The sequence below is a fragment of the Oscillibacter valericigenes genome (assembly GCF_021531915.1).
Classification (GTDB): domain Bacteria; phylum Bacillota; class Clostridia; order Oscillospirales; family Oscillospiraceae; genus Oscillibacter; species Oscillibacter valericigenes_A.
Genome location: NZ_JAFBIV010000002.1, coordinates 1 through 15,212, shown reverse-complemented (window position 1 = coordinate 15,212; position 15,212 = coordinate 1). Strand labels below are relative to the sequence as shown.

The window sequence follows — 15,212 nt, the reverse complement described above, 5'->3', positions numbered from 1 at the left end:
ATGGATACGAAGAAACCGACATTTTGGGAGAGGGTCGCCACATTTATTGTGGATAAGCGCAACATCTTCTTTCTGTTTTTCATTGCTGCCGGAATTTTCTGCGCCATTGCCTCCGGCTGGGTGCAGACCAACAGCGACCTGACGGACTACCTTCCCGCCGACACGGAGACCCGCCAGGGCCTGACGCTGATGGAGGAGGAGTTCACCACCTATGCCACAGCCCAGGTGATGGTGGATAACATCACCCTGGACCGGGCACTGGCGCTGCAGAAGGAGCTGGAGGCCGTGGAAGGCGTTACCTCCGTGGACTTCTATGACCCGGACCGGGAGGACGCCTGCCTGGAGGACTACTACCGGGGCGCTGCGGCGCTGTTCTCCGTGACCTTTGACGGAGAGACCGGGGATGACATCTGCAATGCCGCCATGGAGGAGATCCGGGAGCGGCTCAGCAGCTATGACACCTACATCAGCAGTGAGGTGGGCAGCGGGATCAACGACACCATTGGCGGAGAAATGCAGATCGTCATGCTGGTGGCGGTGGTCATCATCCTGCTGGTGCTGCTGTTCACCTCCAAGACCTACATGGAGATCCCGGTGCTGATGCTGACCTTCGGCATGGCGGCCCTGCTGAACATGGGTACCAACTATCTGCTGGGGGAAATTTCGTTCATCACCAAGTCCATTGCGGTGGTGCTGCAGCTGGCTTTGGCCATTGACTACGCCATCATCCTGTGCCACCGCTTCACCGAGGAGCGGGAGCACCAGGAAGCCCGGGAGGCCTGCATTGCCGCCCTGAGCAAGTCCATCCCTGAGATCGCGGGGTCCAGCCTGACCACCATCTCCGGCCTGGTAGCCATGACCTTTATGCAGTTCCGCATCGGCTATGACATGGGCATCGTTCTCATCAAGGCTATTTTCTTCAGCCTGCTGTCGGTGTTCACCCTGATGCCCGGGCTGCTGATGCTGTTCTCACGGGGTATGGACAGGACCCAGCACAAGAGCTTTGTGCCCAGGATCACCGGCTGGGGCAAGCTGGTGGTGAAGAGCCGGTATATCATACCGCCGGTGTTTTTGGTGCTGCTGGCGGTGTCTTTCCTGCTGTCCAACAAATGCCCCTATGTCTACGGCTATTCTACCCTGACCACCTTCAAACAGAGCGACAACCAGATCGCGGAGCAGAAGATCAAGGACACCTTCGGCAGCACCAACCTCATGGCCATGCTGGTGCCCGCCGGGGACTATGAAAAGGAGCAGGCCCTGCTGGCAGACCTGGAGCGGGAGCCCCAGGTGGAGCGCGTCATGGGGCTTGGCAACATCGAGGCCGTGGACGGTTACATGCTGACTGACGCACTGACGCCCCGGCAGCTGGCCGAGACTTTGGACATGGACTATGAGGTGGTAAAGCTGCTGTATGGCGCCTATGCCGCCGACCAGGAGGACTACGGCCGCATCATCAACGACCTGGACCAGTACAGCATCCCCCTCATCGACATGGTGTTTTTCCTGTACGACCAGAAGGAGGCGGGCTATATCTCGCTGGATGAGGACATGGCGGAACAGCTGGATGACATGCACAGCCAGCTGACCGACGCCAGGGCCCAGCTGGCGGGTCCCCATTACAGCCGCCTGCTGGTCTACCTGGACCTGCCGGAGGAGAGCCAGGAGACCTTTGCCTATCTGGATACGCTGCACCGGATCGGTGGACGGTACTATGACCACGTGTACCTGGTGGGCGACTCCACCAGCGATCACGATCTGGCTTCCTCCTTCGAGGGGGACAATGTGCTCATCAGCATCCTGTCGGCCCTGTTCGTCATCATGGTGCTGATTTTCACCTTCCGCTCGGCGGGGCTTCCGGTGCTGCTGATCCTGGTGATCCAGGGCAGTATCTGGATCAACTTCTCCTTCCCGTACCTGCTGCACAAGAACCTGTTCTTTATGAGTTACCTGATCGTCAGCTCCATCCAGATGGGCGCCAACATCGACTACGCCATCGTGATCTCCAGCCGATACATGGAGCTGAAGCAGCGCATGAGCTGCCGGGAGGCCATCGTGGAGGCCCTGAATCTGGCCTTCCCCACTATCGTGACCTCCGGCACCATTCTGGCGTCAGCCGGTACGCTGATCTGCTTTTTGACCTCCGAGGCCGCCATCACGGCCATCGGCGAGTGCCTGGGCCGGGGCACCTTGATCTCCATGCTGCTGGTCATGGGGGTGCTGCCCCAGATCCTGCTGTTGGGCGATACCATCATTGAAAAGACGGCCTTCGCCCTGAAGGTGCCCCTGCCCCCGCGGACGGAGCGGCAGGGCAGCATGGTGGTCAAGGGCCGCGTCCGGGGTTATGTCAACGGTATGGTGGACGCGGAGATGAACGGCGTCATTCACGGGACCCTGTCCGCCGTGGTGGATGTGGGCGCCCTGCAGGAAAACACGGAGGAGGTGGTCCCTGATGAGAAAAACCAATAAACCTCTGCGCCGCCTGACAGCGGGTCTGGTCTGCCTGTGTTTGCTGCTGGGCATCCTGGTGCCGGCTGCCCTGGCGCTGGACGGAGACATTCACATCAGCTCCGCCGCCGACTGGCGCCGACTGGCGCAGAACTGCCGCCTGGATACCTGGTCCCAAGGAAAGACCGTGGTGCTGGATTGTGATCTGGACCTGACGGGGGAGGCGAGTATCCCTACCTTCGGCGGGACCTTTGACGGCCAGGGCCACACCATCCGGGGCTGGAAGCTGGAAGGGGAGGGCTCCCACCGGGGACTGTTCCGGTATGTCCAGGAGGGAGCCGTAGTCAAAAACCTGAACGTGTCCGGCACAGTCAGCGTGTCCGGAGAGTGGAGCGGCTTCGGCGGCATCGCCGGAGTTAACCGGGGGACCATCGCCCAGTGTGCCTACACCGGCGTCATGGATGCCCCGGACCGGGTGGGCGGCATCGCCGGTATCAACGAGGCTGCCGGTGCGCTCATCAACTGCACGTCATCCGGCGTCATTTCCGGTGAGCATTTCACCGGGGGCATCGCCGGGGAAAATTACGGAAGCATCATTCAATGCACCAACAAGGCACGGATCAACACCCGCGGCGAGGAGGTGTCCCCGGACCTGGACGGCATCGACTGGGGGAACCTGAACAGCACGGAGAACATCCCGGCCTGCACCGACACCGGCGGCATCGTGGGATATTCCAAGGGCGTTTTGCAGGGCTGCGTGAACTTCGGCGACGTTGGCTATCCCCACACCGGCTACAACGTCGGCGGCATCGCGGGTCGGCAGGCAGGTTATGTAAACAACTGCGTCAACCACGGCAATATCCGGGGCCGGAAGGAAGTGGGCGGTATCATCGGGCAGATGGAGCCCTATACCCAGCTGCGCTTTCAGGAGGATATCCTACAGCGGATGGCGGAGGAGTTGTCTACGCTGCAAAGCCTGATGGGGACCGCTCTGGACAACACGGACCGTTCCCGGCAGCAGCTGTCCGCCCATCTGACCGCCGTAGGCGACCTGACGGACAGCGCCCGGGGCGACGTGGGCGGCCTGCTGGAGGACCTGGAGATGTGGGGCGACGGCACCGTGGACACGGTGAATGATCTCAGCGCCAGAATTTCCCGGGTGCTGGACCGGGCAGTCCCGGTAATGGAGGACCTGGAGGAGGGTACCGGGCAGATCGGCGGCGCCGTCGGTCAGCTGGAAGAGGCCCTGAGGACCCTGGAGAATGCCGGGGACTCTGCTTCTCAGGGAGCGAAGGTGCTCCGGGAGGCGCTGAAGGAACTGAGAGGGGCCTTTGACCGGGTAGAACAGGCCATGGCCGCCGTGGGTGAAGCCCTGGAGCATTTGAAAGAAGCGGTGGGCCTGGATAAAGAGACTGGAGAGGCGGAAAAGGAGTTGGATCAGGCGCTGGGAGAGCTATCGGATGCCCTGAAGGAGACCGCGGACACCGTGGGTAACGTGACGGACGCGGCGGAGGACCTGGAGGACCAGCCCGGCTGGCAGGAGACGGCGGACGCAGCGACTTCCCTGGAAACGGTGGGGAAGGCACTGAGGGAGAGCGCATCGGCGGTGGACACGGCCCGCGGCGTCGGCGAGAGCCTGCTGCCGGGGGCTACGGGGGACCCGGAGGCCCTCCAGGCGCTGATGGAGCATCTGGAGGAAGCACTGGAGCATATGACGGCGGCCTCCGGGAAGATCCGGGAGGCCCTGGACCGGCTCCAGGACGCGGCTCCTCACTGGGAAGATATGGGAGACAAGGCGCAGGAGGCTTCCCAGCGGTTCCGCAAGGCTCTGCGCACCATGAAGGATGCCGGGGACGCCATGGATTCCGCCCTGAGCGGATTGAAGGAACTTTTGAAAGAGCAGACGGAGCAGCCCGCACTGGAGTTCCCCAAGCTGGACAGTGCCTTCCATGAGAAGGAGGATAGCCTCAGCACCACGCTGGACCGGCTGTCTCAGGAACTGCGGTCCATGCAGTCCACGGCGGACGGCGTGGGAGATACCCTGGGCGGCGACCTGCGGCGTATCAATGACCAGTTCGATGTCATCACAAATTTGCTGCGGGACAGCGGAGAAGAAGAGGAGGACCGGGTGGTGGATACCTCGGAGGAGGATCACTCCATCACCATGGGCACGGCGGCGGACTGCGTCAACCGGGGGGGTGTTGAGGGAGACGTCAACACCGGCGGCGTGGCCGGCTCCATGGCTGTGGAGTTGGATTTCGATCCGGAGGACGACATCAGCCGCCAGGGGGATGCCTCCCTCAACTTCCAGTACCTCACCCATGCGGTGTTGCGGGCGTGCGTCAACCACGCCGCGGTAACGGGCAGGAAGGATTGCGTGGGCAGCGTGGTAGGCCGTGCCGAGGTGGGCGTGATCACCGGTTGTCAGGGCTACGGCAGCGTGGAGAGCAGCAGCGGCGCCTATGTGGGCGGCATTGCCGGGCGGTCCGCGGTGCCTATCCGGGACTGCTGGGCCAAATGTGACCTGAGCGGCGGCAGCCATGTGGGCGGCATCGCCGGACTGGCGGAGGATCAGCTGAGCGGCTGCCGGACCCTGGTGCGTATGGAAGAAACGGCTTACAGCGGCGCTATCGCCGGAGAGACCCAGGGGACTCTGGCGGATAACTACTTTGTCAGTGACGACCTGGGCGGCGTGGACGGCATCAGCTATGCCGGTCAGGCGGAGCCCGTGGCTTACGGAGACCTGTTGGACCTGGGGGCCCCGGAGGAATTTTCGACCTTTGCCCTGACCTTCACGGCGGATGATGTGGCGGTGAAACAGGTCTCCTTTTCTTACGGCAAGGGCATCCGGGAGGATGACATCCCTGTTGTACCGGAGAAAGAGGGGTTCTACGGCGCCTGGGAGGAATTTGACCGGACGGCCCTGACCTTCGATGATACCATCAAGGCGGTCTACACCCCCTGGGTCACCACCCTGTCCGACGAGGACGGCAGCATTTTGGCAGAGGGGACCTTCGCACCGGGGACAGAGCTGCGTACATCTGAGGAGCAGGGGGAAACCCCGGCGACTAAGGGTGAAGTGCTGCTGCACCAGTCCGTCAGCGTGGACGGCGGTGCGCCCTTCACTGCCTTGCGGGTCCTGAAACCGGAGAATGTGCGAAAAGCGGAGCTCTGGTGCCGGACGGAGCAGGGACCGTGGCGCCAGCTCGCCTGTACCAAAGAGGGAAGCTACCTGCGTGCGGAGCTGGAGACAAACGCGGCGGAGCTGTGCCTCGTCAAAACGGAGAGCGGAACGACCATTTGGATCGGCGGGGCCGTGGCCCTTGCTGCCGTTGGTATCCTGCTGCTGGCTGTCGGGCACAAACCCCAAAAGCCAAAGGGCTCCTGCGAAAAGAAGGCGCGCATTCCGGAAAAGGTTTGATAAAGGCTTGACAATCAGACGTTCCGGGCATATACTGTGCCTTGCAAGGGAGTTCTCGGAAGAGGGCTGAGAGGAGGGTGTATTCCCTCGACCTCACCTGATTTGGGTAATGCCAACGTAGGGATGCGAAGAAAAACGGATATTTTTTCGCGGTTTCGCGGCTGATGGCCGTGAGGCGGCGGATCAATGGAAATTTGAGCAGAGTCCCCTTGTGAGGGGGGACTCTGCTTTTTTCTTCCAATGACCACAGATGCTCCTGAAGCGAATCAAAAGGAGGAATGTGAAGCCATGAAACAACAAACGAATATCCAGAAGGATCGACCTGTCTTGGGGAGCGCCGGACGACTGTCTACCCGGAAGCTGGTCCTGACTGCCATGTTCACCTGCCTGGCCTTTGTGCTGAATACCTTTGTGTATTTTCCGGCCATGGCGCCCTTTCAGCATTTTGTGAACGTGCTGGCCGCCGTGCTGGTGGGACCCTGGTACGGCAGCGCCGCCGGAGCGCTGTGCGGCGTGCTGCGGATGCTGTGCGGGCGGGATATCGGCTCCGTCACCGGCGCCATGTTCGGCCCTATTTTGGGCGGATTGCTGTACCGGAAGTTCGGGACCTGGTGGTCCGTTTGGATCGGAGAGATCATCGGCACCGGCGTTATCGGCGCCATGGCGTCCTACCCGCTGTTTAAGATGTTCTATGCCCTGGATGCCCAGTCCCCCTTCTACTTCATCCCCTTCTACATCCCCTCTGCTGCCGTGGGCGCCTCCATGGGCGCGGCGGTGCTGGTGCTGCTGAAGCGCACTGGTGTGCTGAACCGGATGAAGCAGGAGCTGGAGCGCTGAAAGGAGAAAACCATGGATTTTGGAAAGCAGCTGAGCCTGGTCCGGGAGCGGACGCCCCTGGTCCAGTGCATCACGAATTTTGTCACGGTCAACGACTGCGCCAACATCATTCTGGCCGCCGGAGGTTCCCCCTCCATGGCAGACGACCTCCGGGAGGCTGCGGAGGCCGTCCAGGGCGCTGCCGCACTGGTGTGCAACCTGGGGGCCATCGCTGCGGTGGACGCCATGCTGTCCGCGGGCAAGGCGGCCAATGAGCTGGGCAGGCCGGTGGTGCTGGACCCTGTGGCGGCGGGCAACACGGCCCTGCGGCGTGCGGAGTCCGACCGGCTGCTGGCGGGGGTCCGATTCGCCGTTATTCGGGGCAACGCCTCGGAGATCCGGGCGCTGGCCCGGCGGGAGCGGGCCGGCAGCGGCGTGGATGTCAGCGGCGAGGATGCCGTGACAGAGGAGAACCTGCCCCGTACCGTGGAGACCGCCCGCCTGCTGGCAAAACAGACCGGGGCTGTGGCGGCGGTGTCCGGCCCCATTGACGTGGTGACGGACGGTGAACGGACGATCCTTTTGCGGAACGGCTGTGCCACCATGGCCCGCATCACCGGCAGCGGCTGTATGCTGACGGCCATGCTGGGCGCCTTCTGCGGCGCGGACCCGGACCATCCCTTTGAGGCCGCCTGCGGAGCTATCGCCGCCATGGGTGTGACGGGGGACCTGGCGGAGGCGCGGCGGCTGCAAAACGGCACCGGAAACGCCACCTTCCGCACCGACCTGATCGACGCGGTATTCAATCTGACGGAAGAACAACTGAACGGAGGAGTTCGATATGAAATTTACGAAGGATGAAATTCGCTCGTCCATGCTGCTGTACGCGGTGACGGACCGGATGTGGCTGAAGGAGGGCGAGAGTCTGGTGGATGTTGCGGAGAAGGTGCTGCAGAACGGCGCCACCTTCCTGCAGATCCGGGAAAAGGACCTGGACGAGGCCAGCTTTGAGGAGGAGTCCGAGAAGCTGAAGGCTCTGTGCAGCGCCTACCGTGTGCCCTTTGTGGTGAACGACAGCGTGGAGATCGCCCTGCAGTGCGGTGCCGACGGCGTCCATGTGGGCCAGAGCGACATCAAGGGCCGGGACATCCGGGCCATCATCGGGCCGGACAAGATTCTGGGCATCTCCGCCGGAACGGTGGAGCAGGCGATCGCCGCCGAACAGGCAGGCGCCGATTATATCGGCGTGGGCGCAGTGTTCCCCACCAGCACCAAGAAGGACGCCAAGCCCATGGAGACGGAGCTTTTGCGGCGCATCAGCAATGCCGTCTCCATTCCCGTGGTGGCCATCGGCGGCATCAGCGCGGGCAATATCTTAAAACTCTCCGGTAGCGGCGTGGACGGTGTGGCGGTGGTGTCCGCCATTTTCGGGGCCCAGGACCCCGGTCGGGCCACGGCGGAGCTGCGGAAGCTGTCGGCACAGATGGTGGCTGCCCATGAATAAGCCTTACGCTGTTTTCGACATGGATGGCACCCTGGTGGATTCCATGGTCTACTGGCAGCGGCTGGGGCGGGAGTACCTGACGGCCCAGGGTGTCACAGAGGGCATGGACGAGGTGCTGGAGCGCATCAAGGCCATGACCATGGCGGAGTCCTCTGCCCTGTTTATCGAGACCTTCGGACTGCCGGGGACACCGGAATCCGTGGCGGCGGAGATGAACGCCGTCATGGATGAGCACTACCGCTCCGACATCCCCCTGAAACCCGGTGCGGCGGACTATCTGGCCGCGCTGAAAGAGCGGGGAACAAGGATGTGTGTGGCCACCGCCACGCCGGAGCCTCTGGCCCGGGCCTGCCTGAAGCGGCTGGGCGTGCTGGAGGATTTGGAGTTCCTCCTCAGCTGCGACGCGGTGGGCGCCGGCAAGGACCGGCCCGATGTTTTTTTGGAGGCGGCCCGGCGTCTGGGTTCTGCCCCGGCCGAGACAGCAGTCTTTGAGGATGCCATGTTCGCCCTGCGGACGGCAAAGGACGCGGGTTTTTACACCGTGGGCGTCTGGGACGCCAGCGGCGAGGGACACTGGAGCGAGCTGACCGCCCTGGCGGACGAGACCGTCCGGGACTGGAGAGCAGCGGCGGAAGAGATCAAACGTTGAACAGGAGAAATGAGATATGAAAGCAAGCATTGCCATTCAGATTTTGCCCCAGGTGAGCGATAAAGAGGAGCTGGTCCGCATTGTGGACGAGGTCATCGACTATATCAGGAGCACCGGCCTGCGGTATGAGGTGGGCCCCTTTGAGACGGCCATCGAGGGCGACGACATGGACCAGCTGATGGACATTGCCAAGGAATGTCAGAAGGTGGCGGTCCGGGCGGGCGCGCCGGAGGTCTGCACCAACATCAAGGTGGACTATGAGCCGGAGGGCGAAGTCCTGACCATCGACCAGAAGATCACCAAGCACCGCCATTGAGCGGCTGAAATCACGGAACTGTGGAAAAATCCGGCATCTGCCGGTTTTTCAGCGGCGGATTGGGGGCACCACCTTCCGTCGCTCTATAAAACGAATGCTGTATAAACAGAAAGGAGAATCTCTATGAGAACAGCATTGACGATCGCTGGAAGCGATTCCAGCGGAGGCGCCGGTATCCAGGCAGACATCAAGACCATGTCCGCCCATGGCATTTTTGCCATGAGCGCCATCACGGCCCTGACTGCCCAGAACACCACCGGCGTCACAGACATTTTGGAATCCACCCCCGCATTCCTCGCCAATCAGCTGGACGCCGTATTCACCGATATCTTCCCCGACGCGGTCAAGATCGGCATGGTGTCCTCCGCGGACCTGATCACTGTGATCGCGGACAAGCTGACCAAGTACGGCGCCCGCCACATCGTGGTGGACCCGGTGATGGTGGCCACCTCCGGCTCCAAGCTGCTGAGGGATGACGCCATCGGCGCCCTGACGGAGAAGCTGCTGCCCCTGGCGGAGGTCCTGACCCCCAACATCCCGGAGGCGGAGATCCTGGCGGACATGAAGATCGAAAGTCCTGCCGCCATGGAGACTGCCGCCCGGGCCATCAGTGAACGGTACGGCTGTGCCGTCCTCTGCAAGGGCGGACACGACCTGAACGACGCCAACGACCTTTTATGGAAGGACGGCCATGCCCGCTGGTTCAAAGGCCGCCGCATCGACAATCCCAATACCCACGGCACCGGCTGCACCCTCTCCAGCGCCATCGCCTCCAATCTGGCCAAGGGTATGGACCTGGAAGCGGCTGTGGAGGGCGCCAAGGCCTACATCTCCGGGGCACTGGCAGCCATGCTGGATCTGGGCAAGGGCCGGGGACCCATGAACCACCTCTTTGACCTGAAGAGCAACTACATAGAGGAGGAGAACGCATGAGCGGCCTGTCTGTTTCCGCCCGTCTGCGGCAGGCGGCGGACCCGGTGTGGGAAACATGCCTGCACCACCCTTTCGTCACCGGTATCGGCGACGGCACGCTGGATGTGGAAAAGTTCCGGCACTTTATGCTGCAGGACTATCTCTACCTCTTTGATTACGCCCGGGTATTCGCTCTGGGCGTGGTGAAGGCGAGAGACCCCGAGCTGATGCGGACCTTCTCCAAGAATGTGGATGCCATCCTGAACGGGGAAATGAACATCCACCGGGCCTATATGAAGCGGCTGGGCATTACCGAGGAGCAGGTCTTTGCCGTGAAGCCTGCTCTGGACAATTTGTCCTATACCAACTACATGCTCTCCGTGGCCCACACCGGCGGTCCTATGGAGATCGTGGCCTCTATCCTGGCCTGCTCCTGGAGCTACGCGGAGATCGGTCAGGCTTTGGCAGCCATCCCTGGCGCAGCGGACCATCCCTTCTACGGGGAGTGGATCCAGGGCTACGCCTCTGAGGATTATGCCGCCACCAATCAGGCCCTGATCGAGCTGATGGACGAACTGGCCACCGACGCAACCGAGGACCAGATCGCCCACCTGACGGATATTTTCGTCAACTGCAGCCGCTATGAGCTGGGCTTCTGGGACATGGCATGGGAACTGCGCCAATGAGCATTCTGGAATTTGAGCGGGTCTCCTACCAGTACCCCAGTGAGGATTTCGACATCATCGACCAGTTGTCCTTCTCTGTGGAGCCAGGGTCTTTCCACTGCATCATCGGTGTCAGCGGCTGCGGCAAGAGCACCATCTTCCGCATGACCAACGGCCTGCTGCAGCCCAAGGGCGGCACCATCCGGGTGGGGGGCGTCCCCATCACGGAGCAGAAGCACTACTGCGGCTACATGCCCCAGAAGGACCTGCTGTTCCCCTGGCGCACCATCGGTGAAAACCTGGCCCTGCCCCTGGAGATTCAGGGAGGAACCACCAAGCAGGAGCGGCGGGAGCTGATCGACGCGGCGCTGGCGGATGTGGGTCTGGAGGGCTGCCGGGACAAAATGCCCCAGGAGCTCTCCGGCGGTATGCGCCAGCGGGCGGCCTTTGCCCGCACCATGCTGACCGGCAGCGACCTGCTGCTGCTGGACGAGCCCTTCTCCGCCCTGGATTTCCTGACCCGTATCTCTATGCAGGAGTGGCTGCTGGATCAGTGGCAGCGGCACAAAAAGACCATCCTCTTCATCACCCATGACGTGGAGGAGGCTGTTTTCCTCTCCTCCAGTGTGTTGGTGGTGGAGTCCACCCCCATCCGCTCCCTGCGGGAGATCCCCGTCCCCATGGACTATCCCCGCACCCGGCAGGACCTGTCGCAGCCGGAGATCGTGGGGCTGCGGGAGCAGCTGGTGGACATGCTGAGAAAGCAGGTGACGCCATGAAGAAGGCTTGTAAAGGCAATCTTCCGGCCCTGCTGTTCCTGTTTGCCCTGCTGATGCTGTGGCAGCTGGGGGCCATGAAGATCGACGCGTCTTACATCCTGCCCACGCCCATGCAAATCCTGCGGAAGTTGTGGGAGCTGCGTGTCATCCTGTTCACCGTCCACCTGCCGGCCACCATGGAGGTTACCCTCATCGGCCTGGCCATCTCCCTGGTACTAGGCCTGGGACTGGCGGTGCTGATGGACGTGAGCCCCTTCTGGCAGAAGGCGCTCTACCCGGTGGTGGTGGCCTCCCAGACCATCCCCACCACTACCATCGCGCCGCTGTTTGTCCTGTGGTTCGGCTACGGCATCTGGAGCAAGGTGCTGGTGACCATTCTGATCACCTTTTTCCCCATCACCATCACGGTGTACGATGGCCTGCGCTCCGCCAAGGTGGAGATGGCAGAGCTGCTGCTGACCTACGGAGCCACCAAGCGGGATATCTATTGGAAGGTAAAGGTGCCCTGCGCCCTGCCGTACTTTTTCTCCGCCGTGAAAATGGCTGTGCCCATGAGCATCATCGGCGCCGCCATCGGCGAATGGCTGGGGGCGCAGAGCGGCCTGGGGTATTTCTCCCGCCGGATGATGACCCAGCTGGACGGTGCCGGCGTCTTTTCGCCCATCGTGCTGCTGTCGGTGACAGCTATGGTGACAGTGGGAATCGTGTCCCTGCTGGAGAAGCGGCTGGTCCGCTGGCGGGGCGAATCCTGAGTGATATAAAGGAGATATCGTATGAAACGAATCGTTGCATTGCTGCTGGTCTGCCTGCTGCTGGCGGGCTGCAGCGCCGCTCCGGAAAAGAGCGGCAAGGAGGAAAAACCGGAGACCGTGGATGTGGTGCTGGACTGGTATCCCAACGCCGTCCATGCCTTTATCTATGAGGCCATTGACAAGGGCTACTTTGCCGATGAGGGTCTGCAGGTGAACGTCCTCTTTCCCTCCAACACCACCGATCCTCTGACCATGACGGCGGCGGGAAAGGCGGACATTGGCTTTTACTACCAAGAGGACACCATCATCGCCAAGGCCAATGAGGGCGTTCCCGTCAAGGTGCTGGGCGCTGTGGTCCAGGAGCCCATCAGCATCATGGCCTCTCTGAAGGAGAAGAACATCACCCAGCCTGCTGACCTGGTGGGCAAGACCATCGGCTACTCCGGCACCCGTTTCGCTGAAGTGGCCGTGAATCAGCTGCTTCAGTCCGTGGGTGCCACGCTGGATGACGTGGAGATGATCGACGTGGGCTTTGACCTGATGAGCTCCATGACCACCGGCAACGTGGACGCCACCTACGGCTGCTTCATCAACCATGAGATCCCCGCCCTGGAGGAAGAGGGCTTCCCCATGGACTACATGAAGCTGACGGACTACGGTGTTCCCAATTACTACGCCCTAATGCTGGTCACCGGCGAGGGCCAGCTGGAGAAGAACCGGGATAAGTACACCCGCTTCCTGCGGGCCTGTGAAAAAGGCTTTGACGACATGCAGGCCGATCCCGACGGTGCCCTGCAGCTGATGATGAATAATCAGAACACGGAGAATTTCCCCCTGACGGAATCCGTGGAGAAGAAGAGCTTTGACGTGCTGCTGCCCATTATGGAGAAAGAGGGGACTCCCTTCCTGTCCCAGGACGCGGCGGTGTGGCAGGAGAACATCGATTGGCTCTATAGCACCGGTATGATTGAATCCACTTTTGATCCCGCGGAGGTCATGGTGGACCTGCTGGGGGAGTGAGCCATGGACAAGGAATTGAAAACAATTGCTCTGGAGGGCGCGGAACGGGCACTGCCCCGGATTCTGGGGCTTCTGGAGCAGCTCTGTGCCCTGGACAGCTGCAGCGGCCATGAGCAGGGGAATCGGCAGGTGATCGAACTGCTGCGCCCTGTTCTGGAGGAACTGGGCGCCCAGGTGGAGGAGGTCTATGAGCCGGGGCTCGGCACCCATCTGGCGGCCAGAGTGCAGCCCCAGGGGAAACCTGCCGGAAAGCTGCTGCTGATGGCCCATCTGGATACGGTATTCCCCGTGGGCTCCGCTGCCCAGCACCCCTTCCACATTGACGGCGACTGGGCCTGGGGCCTGGGCGTGGGCGACTGCAAGAGCGGTGTCCTGATCTCTCTGTTCGGCGCATTGATCCTGAAGGAAGCGGGCCTGCTGCCGCCCTGGGAACTGACCTACCTCTTCAACTGCGACGAGGAGATCGGCTCCGGCTCCGGACAGAAGCTCTTTGCCCGGGAGGCGGAGACCGCCGACTGCGCCCTGGTCTTCGAGGGCGGACGGGAGCAGGACGGACACTCCGCATTCGTGACGGCCCGCCGGGGCGTCATCCTGGGCGACATCCATGTGACCGGTAAGGAGGCCCATGCCGGCAACGCCTATCTGGAGGGATACAGCGCGGTCCATGAGCTGGCCCAGCAGATCGTCCGGCTGTACTCCTTCAACGACATGGAGAAGAAGATCTACTACAATGTGGCCCCCATTTCCGGCGGCCGGCCCAACGGCGTGGTGGCCGGAGAGGCCCATGGACAGTTCTGCGTGGCGGGTATGCCCACCAATGCCGACTTCGGACTTGTGGAGGAAAACCTCCGCTCCATGCCGGAGCAGGTGACGGTGGAGGGCTGCACGGTGGATGTGACCTGGCACACCCTGTTCCCCGCCATGGAGCGCACGGAGGACAGCGGCCGACTGTACGGCTGCGTAGCCGCGGCGGCAGAGCAGCTGGGGCTCTCTCCTGTGGAGATTTCCGACCCCTGTGCCACGGACGCAGCCTGGATCTCCTCCTTTGGTGTTCCCGCTGTGGATGCCCTGTCGGCCATGGAAGTGGGCATCCACACCATGGAGGAGCATGTGTCCATCTCCTCCATCCGGCAGCGGACTGCCCTGGCTGCACTGACCATCCATACTGTCTGCCGGGACTTCAAAAAGTAATACAGTGAGACAAAAACCAGCGTGTGCCGTGGCGGCACACGCTGGTTTTTGTCTATCCTGCTTTATTCGACGGTCTCCATACGCTCGGCCTTGGTGCTGGCGAACCACATGTTCCAGATCTGGCGATAAACGTTGGCGGCTTCGGGGGTGTGACAGACCATGCGGACCTGCTCCGGCAGGTCATGCTGCCGCAGAAAGTCCATGATGGCCCACAGGGCCACAGAGGCAGCCTGGGAGAGGGGGTAGCGGTAGACCCCGGTGGAGATGGAGGGGAAGTCCACGGTCCGCAGACCCTTTTCAGCGGCCAACTCCAGACAGGAGCGGTAGCAGGAGGCCAGCAGGGCGGCCTCGTTCTCCTTGCCGCCCCGCCAGATGGGGCCGGGGGTGTGGATGACGTATTTGGCGGGCAGGCGGTAGCCCGCTGTAATCTTGGCTTTTCCGGTCTCGCAGCCGCCCAGGGTCCGGCATTCCGCCAGCAGATCCGGGCCAGCGGCCCGGTGGATGGCGCCGTCCACGCCGGTGCCGCCCAGCAGAGTGGTGTTGGCGGCGTTGACGATGGCGTCAACCTTTGATTCTGTGATATCGCCCACAATGATGGAAAATCGTTGCATGGGGAACCTCCCTCGTTTTTTGTTTCAGTATACGGTGCCGTGACGAAAAATGCAAGCTCTTCATGCAGATGGATACCAGGGCTACCACAAACTGCCTGAAAATATCCGTGTTGTGGGTTGTTGGGCACATG

At 62.0% G+C, this 15,212-nt stretch carries 15 protein-coding genes; 14 read left to right on the top strand and 1 reads right to left on the bottom strand.

What is annotated here, in order from left to right:
• The 13 genes from JQM66_RS01645 to JQM66_RS01585 all read left to right on the top strand — a co-directional run bounded on the left by JQM66_RS01645 (window position 1) and on the right by JQM66_RS01585 (window position 14,470).
• Window positions 1–2,466: an efflux RND transporter permease subunit gene (locus JQM66_RS01645; RefSeq protein WP_235228076.1), complete on the top strand. Its 2,466-nt coding sequence runs from the start codon at window positions 1–3 to the stop codon at window positions 2,464–2,466.
• Entirely contained in the window at window positions 2,450–5,866 is a 3,417-nt protein-coding gene (locus JQM66_RS01640) for a hypothetical protein (RefSeq protein WP_235228075.1), read from the top strand. The genes JQM66_RS01645 and JQM66_RS01640 overlap by 17 nt, the downstream gene beginning before the upstream one ends.
• A gap of 288 nt (window positions 5,867–6,154) precedes the next feature.
• Window positions 6,155–6,703: an energy coupling factor transporter S component ThiW gene (thiW, locus tag JQM66_RS01635; protein ID WP_235228074.1), complete on the top strand. Its 549-nt coding sequence runs from the start codon at window positions 6,155–6,157 to the stop codon at window positions 6,701–6,703.
• A gap of 12 nt (window positions 6,704–6,715) precedes the next feature.
• On the top strand, window positions 6,716–7,543 hold the full coding sequence (thiM, locus tag JQM66_RS01630; protein ID WP_235228073.1) for a hydroxyethylthiazole kinase: 828 nt from the start codon (window positions 6,716–6,718) through the stop codon (window positions 7,541–7,543).
• Window positions 7,524–8,186: a thiamine phosphate synthase gene (gene thiE / locus JQM66_RS01625; RefSeq protein WP_235228072.1), complete on the top strand. Its 663-nt coding sequence runs from the start codon at window positions 7,524–7,526 to the stop codon at window positions 8,184–8,186. The genes thiM and thiE overlap by 20 nt, the downstream gene beginning before the upstream one ends.
• Window positions 8,179–8,835: an HAD family hydrolase gene (locus tag JQM66_RS01620; protein ID WP_235228071.1), complete on the top strand. Its 657-nt coding sequence runs from the start codon at window positions 8,179–8,181 to the stop codon at window positions 8,833–8,835. The genes thiE and JQM66_RS01620 overlap by 8 nt, the downstream gene beginning before the upstream one ends.
• 16 nt (window positions 8,836–8,851) lie before the next feature.
• On the top strand, window positions 8,852–9,151 hold the full coding sequence (locus tag JQM66_RS01615) for a thiamine-binding protein (RefSeq protein WP_235228070.1): 300 nt from the start codon (window positions 8,852–8,854) through the stop codon (window positions 9,149–9,151).
• Between the two features lie 123 nt (window positions 9,152–9,274).
• Window positions 9,275–10,084 carry a bifunctional hydroxymethylpyrimidine kinase/phosphomethylpyrimidine kinase gene (gene thiD / locus JQM66_RS01610; RefSeq protein ID WP_235228069.1) on the top strand — a complete coding sequence of 270 codons (810 nt, stop codon included), beginning with the start codon at window positions 9,275–9,277 and terminating at the stop codon, window positions 10,082–10,084.
• A complete protein-coding gene (gene tenA / locus JQM66_RS01605; RefSeq protein WP_328284096.1) occupies window positions 10,081–10,749 on the top strand; it encodes a thiaminase II in 669 nt (222 codons plus the stop codon). The genes thiD and tenA overlap by 4 nt, the downstream gene beginning before the upstream one ends.
• Before the next feature lie 2 nt (window positions 10,750–10,751).
• Window positions 10,752–11,507, top strand: a complete 756-nt coding sequence (locus JQM66_RS01600; protein ID WP_235228353.1) for an ABC transporter ATP-binding protein — start codon at window positions 10,752–10,754, stop codon at window positions 11,505–11,507.
• The gene (locus JQM66_RS01595) at window positions 11,504–12,259 is read left to right on the top strand and encodes an ABC transporter permease (protein WP_235228068.1); all 756 of its coding nucleotides are present in this window, start codon (window positions 11,504–11,506) and stop codon (window positions 12,257–12,259) included. The genes JQM66_RS01600 and JQM66_RS01595 overlap by 4 nt, the downstream gene beginning before the upstream one ends.
• Window positions 12,260–12,280: 21 nt before the next feature.
• Window positions 12,281–13,279 carry an ABC transporter substrate-binding protein gene (locus JQM66_RS01590; protein ID WP_235228067.1) on the top strand — a complete coding sequence of 333 codons (999 nt, stop codon included), beginning with the start codon at window positions 12,281–12,283 and terminating at the stop codon, window positions 13,277–13,279.
• Between the two features lie 3 nt (window positions 13,280–13,282).
• Complete coding sequence (locus tag JQM66_RS01585) at window positions 13,283–14,470, top strand: M20/M25/M40 family metallo-hydrolase (RefSeq protein ID WP_235228066.1); 1,188 nt, start codon at window positions 13,283–13,285, stop codon at window positions 14,468–14,470.
• 62 nt (window positions 14,471–14,532) lie between these two features.
• Here JQM66_RS01585 and JQM66_RS01580 read toward each other — a convergent pair whose 3' ends face one another.
• A complete protein-coding gene (locus tag JQM66_RS01580) occupies window positions 14,533–15,081 on the bottom strand; it encodes an O-acetyl-ADP-ribose deacetylase (RefSeq protein WP_235228065.1) in 549 nt (182 codons plus the stop codon).
• 49 nt (window positions 15,082–15,130) lie between these two features.
• Between JQM66_RS01580 and JQM66_RS12760 the strand changes: the two genes are divergently transcribed.
• Window positions 15,131–15,212 (top strand): IS66 family transposase (locus JQM66_RS12760; protein ID WP_407945996.1); only part of this gene is annotated, 82 nt, incomplete at its 3' end.